We start from the raw sequence: 4,536 nt of genomic DNA on the forward strand, positions 1-4,536 counted from the left end.
ACCACCGGATTACTTTGATCCACAAGAACATTCCAAACATGATCGGGCAAATTTCTACTTACCTTGCTGGCCAGGGCATCAACATTGAAAACCTGGTCAACAAGGCCAAGGACAAGTACGCCTACACCATGATCGACATTGATGAGATCGACCAGGCTACCCAAGACGAAGTGGTAGCCAACCTGGAAAAGATCCCTGCTGTCACTCGTGTCAGATTCCTGACCCACAAGTAATAAGCAGGTAAGAAATAACTGAATTTTAAGCTTTTGATTCTCTGAATTTACCTTTAACATGAACCCTGGAAGTTGATTATTGCAATTTCCAGGGTATTTTTTTGACTTTGTTAAAAGATCCTGCCAGCAGTGTGTTAAAATGGACAAGGTTGTTTTCTGAAAAATAAGAAAATAGTAATGGCAGCTATGAAGTAGAGAGAAAGTAAGAAAGTAAAAAATGAAAGCAAATAGCAAGTGGGCAGGACTGGCAGCCGCGGCCTGCATTCTATGGGGCATTTCCGGTCTTTTTGCCAAGGGCCTCTTTAATTTTGACCCCCGCATCACGCCAATTTGGGTAACGCAAATGCGGCAGGTCTGCTCAGGCGTAATCCTTTTAACTGTAGCCCAGCTGACCGGCAAGCATCCCTGGCAGGTGTGGAAAGACAAAAAGAGCGCGGTCCAGCTTCTGGCTTATGCCGTTATCGGCGTTTTGCCCTTCCAGTACTGCTTCTTTTTGGTAGTGGCTCAAGCTAACGCGGCTATCGCGACAGTTATTCAGTTTATCGGTCCCTTCTTCGTCTTGGCCTATCTGACTTTGACCAAGCAGGAAACTTTGCGGCCGATTGACGTCGCGGCCAGCTTGCTGGCTTTTGGCGGTGTCTTTCTCTTATCAACGCATGGCAACATTCACGACCTTAGGATCGCGCCTCTCACCCTGCTTTTTGGTATCATGTCAGCAATTGGGGCAGCGGCCAACAGCTTGCTTCCACAAGCCCTGGTGACCAGGCAGTCGACTATTTCGGTTACTGGCTGGGGCCTGCTTATCTCAGGTTTGATTTTGACGGCGATTCATCCAGTCTGGCCCAGCCTACCGAGTTCACCGACTGTCTATATCAACTTGTCAGTCGTCATCATTATGGGAACTATTATCCCGACCCTTTGGCAAAACCATGCTTTAGGCCATATTTCGGGGATGACGGTCGCATTTATGGATGCCTTTGAACCGATGGCCTCCATGATTGGCTCCATCATTGTCTTTCACTTTCAGCCGCAGATGATGGATTACGCGGCATCTGTGATGATCATTTTTGCCGTCATTGCCCTTAATTGGACCCCGCGCAGCAAAATCAAGGCCCGGGTTGAAAAATAGTCAGATGAAAATAACAGCGTCAGCAGATTTCCCTGCTGGCGCTGTTTTGCTTTAATTTTCGGTTATGTTTAATTGTCCGAATCAGAGTAATTCAAATCATCAAATCGTTGATCCTGCATCTTTTCAGCCATGGCCTGGCTGCGGTAAGCAATTCTATCGACCCAGATGCCAGCACCGCCTGCACATATCAAAACTTGGACATCATTTCCGTCAATATTTTCAGTGTGCACTGCGAAATATTCACCATCACCGGCGCCTTGATACCAGCCCATTACGTTTAGATAGTTAATTCCCTTATACTGAATTATTTTCGGCAAGCCCCAGCCTTCTGCCTTTTTTATTTGTTCTTCGGATGGATAATCTGGTGCTTTATAATTAGCTGCCCGAGTGTACAGGGTAGTAGTGTGCCCCTTATTGTTATACTTGTCGTCTTGAGTAAAAATTGTACTCTGGCCAAAAACGTATTTTTCATGTGTTGTCTCATCGTCATCACTGCTTACAGAATACCAGGTCCCCTGCATTTCTGCAGGGATGGTAAAGTAGCCACTCCGGCCATCAGACAAGCGCTGAGTTTGACCAGACTTGTCGACGATTTGGACCTTCTTTGCCAGCTGCTTAAATTCAGCCAGCTGATCCTTTTTACCGATATAGTCAGCCATTTCCTGCTTAGTGGCCTGGCCCAAAAAGCTGCCGCTGCCCGCTACTTTTACTCCTTGATAGAAGTAAAAAGTGCTTCCACTGAGAGTATAGTAGGTCGTCCCTGTTTGCCCAGATACCGCGGCTTCATAAGCATAGCCGCTGCCCGGCTGCTTAAATTCATAGTCGCTGGTCTTGTGCAGGGTAATGGTCAAAGAGCTATTCTGCCCTGCTTGAAGCAAATTAGTCCATTCCCCGCCAAAGCGGTCAGCACAGTAAAGCGTAATCAAGCTGCCGCTTTCCTGCGGAGTCAGTTTTGCCGCGTCAAGTTTTACTGCTTTAGCTGAACTTGACGAAGCCTTGCTGGCCTTTTTAGCGCTAGGCTTGCTTACCTTACTGGTCTTGCTTGAATTATTGCTAGTTTCTTTTGACGCGGTCTGCTTGCTGCAGCCCGTCAAAAATACGCCGCAAAAAAGGGCCACAACGGCCCATTTTTTGATCCTCATTTTCCAAATTTCCTTTTTCTTTCACTGAACACGGCAAATTCTGAGTTCTAAAAACTAGAATTCCATCTGTTCAACGTCAATCATCCAAGTAATGCCGAGTGATTTTTCGCCCAGGTAAGTCGCGATAACCGGGCTGAATTCGTCCATTTCAAAGACGGCATTTGGCACTTCAGCTTTGAAGTAGTTCATGACTTCTTCAGCTTGGGCAGCATCGTTTGACTGGATGATCAAGATCCGCAGCTTGTCTTCTGGGATGTCCAAAGATCTGATCTTTTCCAGGGATTCTTGCTCGATCTTTTTAACCGCCCGCTTCATTGACCGTACCTTGTCATAAGCCACGATCTTGGCGTTCTCGTCAAAAGTCAGCAAAGGCTTGATATTCAAAAGCGATCCGATAAAGGCGCTGGCGTTGCTCAACCGGCCGCCCCGGCTCAAGTTGTTCAAGTCATCAACAATAAAAAGTTCGTCGATGGTTGACCGGATTTCAGCCAGCTTGGCGATGATTTCTTCTGGACTGTAGCTGCCCTTTTCGATCATCTTGGCTGCTGCCAGAACTTGGTAGCCCTGCAGGCGGACAGTAATTTGTGAGTCAAACGGGTACAGGTGGTAGTCCGGGTTGCTTTGCGCGATTCCCATCAAGGTGCTGTAGGAACCTGAAATCCCGCTGGAGAGGCAAAGGTAGATGATCGCCTCGTAACCCTCATCCCTGAACTTGTCAAAAGTAGTGATGAGGTCCCCCATCTTCGGCTGGGAAGTGGTCGGGAAGCCGGAGCCATTCCGCTGCGATTCAAAAAGTTCTTCAGAAGTGATGTTGATGCCTTCCAAGTATTCCTTGCCATCGATGTAAATCGGAATCGGAATGACCTTGATATTATACTTTTCAATTTCGGCCGCGGACAAATTGGCCGTACTGTCGGTAACTAATGCGATCTTCATATTTAACCTTCCGTATTTAACGTTTTAACATGAAAATTATAGCATACTTGCCCCAGCTAAACTAGAAGAATCTTGATCATGCCTGTTTGCGTATAGAATAACTGCTTAACTAGCAATCATGATATCCGATAACCCCACCACTTTATGTTAAAATAATTAACTGAACGATTTTCAATTTACGAATGAGGTGTGCTCAATGGCTTTTGACGGCTTATTTATTCATAGCCTGCTTAATGAATTACAAGATGAGATTACTGCTGGCCGCTTACACAAGATCTACCAGCCTTTTAACAACGACTTGGTCCTGGTCTTCAGAAAGGACCGCAAAAACAAGCAGCTTTTAATTTCTGCTAATCCTGAATATCCCCGCCTCTACCTGAGCAAGGAGTCCTTCTCCAACCCTAACGTGGCTCCTCTCTTCGTCATGGTCCTGCGTAAATACCTGGAAGGGTCAGTCCTCCAGGAAATCAGCCAGGTTGGCCTCAGCCGGATCGTCAACTTTTCCTTCAGCAACCGCAACGAACTCGGTGATGAAATGCAGCTGGTCCTCTCCGTTGAACTGATGGGCCGGCACAGCAACGTCATCCTCTACGACAAGCAAAGCGGCAAGATCATCGACTTGCTCAAGCGGATCAACCCCGACGAAAACCGGGCCCGCCTGCTCTTGCCTAAGGCCAAGTACGAACTGCCCCCGCTGACTCCCGGCATCAACGGATTTACTTTAACTGAATCTGAATTTTCTTCTTTGAAAAAAGACTACCCAAATCCAGCTGACCTGGCCAAGCAAATGGATGGTTTAGACGGCGATGACCGGCAAGAACTTACCGGCTACCTGGAAGACGACTACACCTTCTCTTCTCTTAAGACCTTCTACAACCAGTTTTCCTCCCCTAAGGCCTACGTCCTCTTGACGCCAAAGCACAAGCGCCGGATCTACCCTTACCTGCCATATCATTTGGATATGACCAAGGAAAGCTCCTCCAGCAATCTCAATGAAGCCTTAGATGAATTTTACGCCTACCAGGCCAACCGGGACTGGGTCAAGCAGCGGTCCCAGCAAGTGACCAAGGTCGTTACTAATGAGACCAAAAAGCTC

Annotated in this window: 4 protein-coding genes and 1 pseudogene; 3 read left to right on the forward strand and 2 right to left on the reverse strand. The window is 47.2% G+C overall.

Going from position 1 to position 4,536, the window contains the following annotated elements; translation table 11 throughout:
- Both ACI32D_RS00235 and ACI32D_RS00240 read left to right on the forward strand, forming a co-directional pair.
- Positions 1 to 233, forward strand: a pseudogene (locus ACI32D_RS00235) (3-phosphoglycerate dehydrogenase); the annotation flags it as partial.
- A 217-nt stretch (positions 234 to 450) separates the two neighbouring features.
- Positions 451 to 1,362 carry an EamA family transporter gene (locus tag ACI32D_RS00240; RefSeq protein WP_439774680.1) on the forward strand — a complete coding sequence of 304 codons (912 nt, stop codon included), beginning with the start codon at positions 451 to 453 and terminating at the stop codon, positions 1,360 to 1,362.
- Positions 1,363 to 1,430: 68 nt separating this feature from the next.
- On the opposite strand, the gene ACI32D_RS00245 is transcribed toward ACI32D_RS00240, so the two are convergent.
- Together ACI32D_RS00245 and ACI32D_RS00250 are read right to left on the reverse strand one after the other, a co-directional pair.
- Positions 1,431 to 2,504: a hypothetical protein gene (locus tag ACI32D_RS00245; protein ID WP_439774681.1), complete on the reverse strand. Its 1,074-nt coding sequence runs from the start codon at positions 2,502 to 2,504 to the stop codon at positions 1,431 to 1,433.
- 54 nt (positions 2,505 to 2,558) lie between these two features.
- The gene (locus ACI32D_RS00250) at positions 2,559 to 3,440 is read right to left on the reverse strand and encodes a DegV family protein (RefSeq protein WP_439774682.1); all 882 of its coding nucleotides are present in this window, start codon (positions 3,438 to 3,440) and stop codon (positions 2,559 to 2,561) included.
- Between the two features lie 196 nt (positions 3,441 to 3,636).
- On the opposite strand from ACI32D_RS00250, the gene ACI32D_RS00255 reads away from it, so the two are divergent.
- Positions 3,637 to 4,536 (forward strand): NFACT family protein (locus ACI32D_RS00255; RefSeq protein WP_439774683.1); only part of this gene is annotated, 900 nt, incomplete at its 3' end.

Origin of the sequence: Lactobacillus sp. (genome assembly GCF_051873315.1) — a bacterium.
Classification (GTDB): Bacteria; Bacillota; Bacilli; order Lactobacillales; family Lactobacillaceae; genus Lactobacillus.

Coding starts and splice junctions, on each gene's coding strand:
- ACI32D_RS00245 (WP_439774681.1), bottom strand. CDS start 2,504: ATGAGGATCAAAAAATGGGCCGTTGTGGCCCTTTTTTGCGGCGTATTT.
- ACI32D_RS00250 (WP_439774682.1), bottom strand. CDS start 3,440: ATGAAGATCGCATTAGTTACCGACAGTACGGCCAATTTGTCCGCGGCC.
- ACI32D_RS00240 (WP_439774680.1), top strand. CDS start 451: ATGAAAGCAAATAGCAAGTGGGCAGGACTGGCAGCCGCGGCCTGCATT.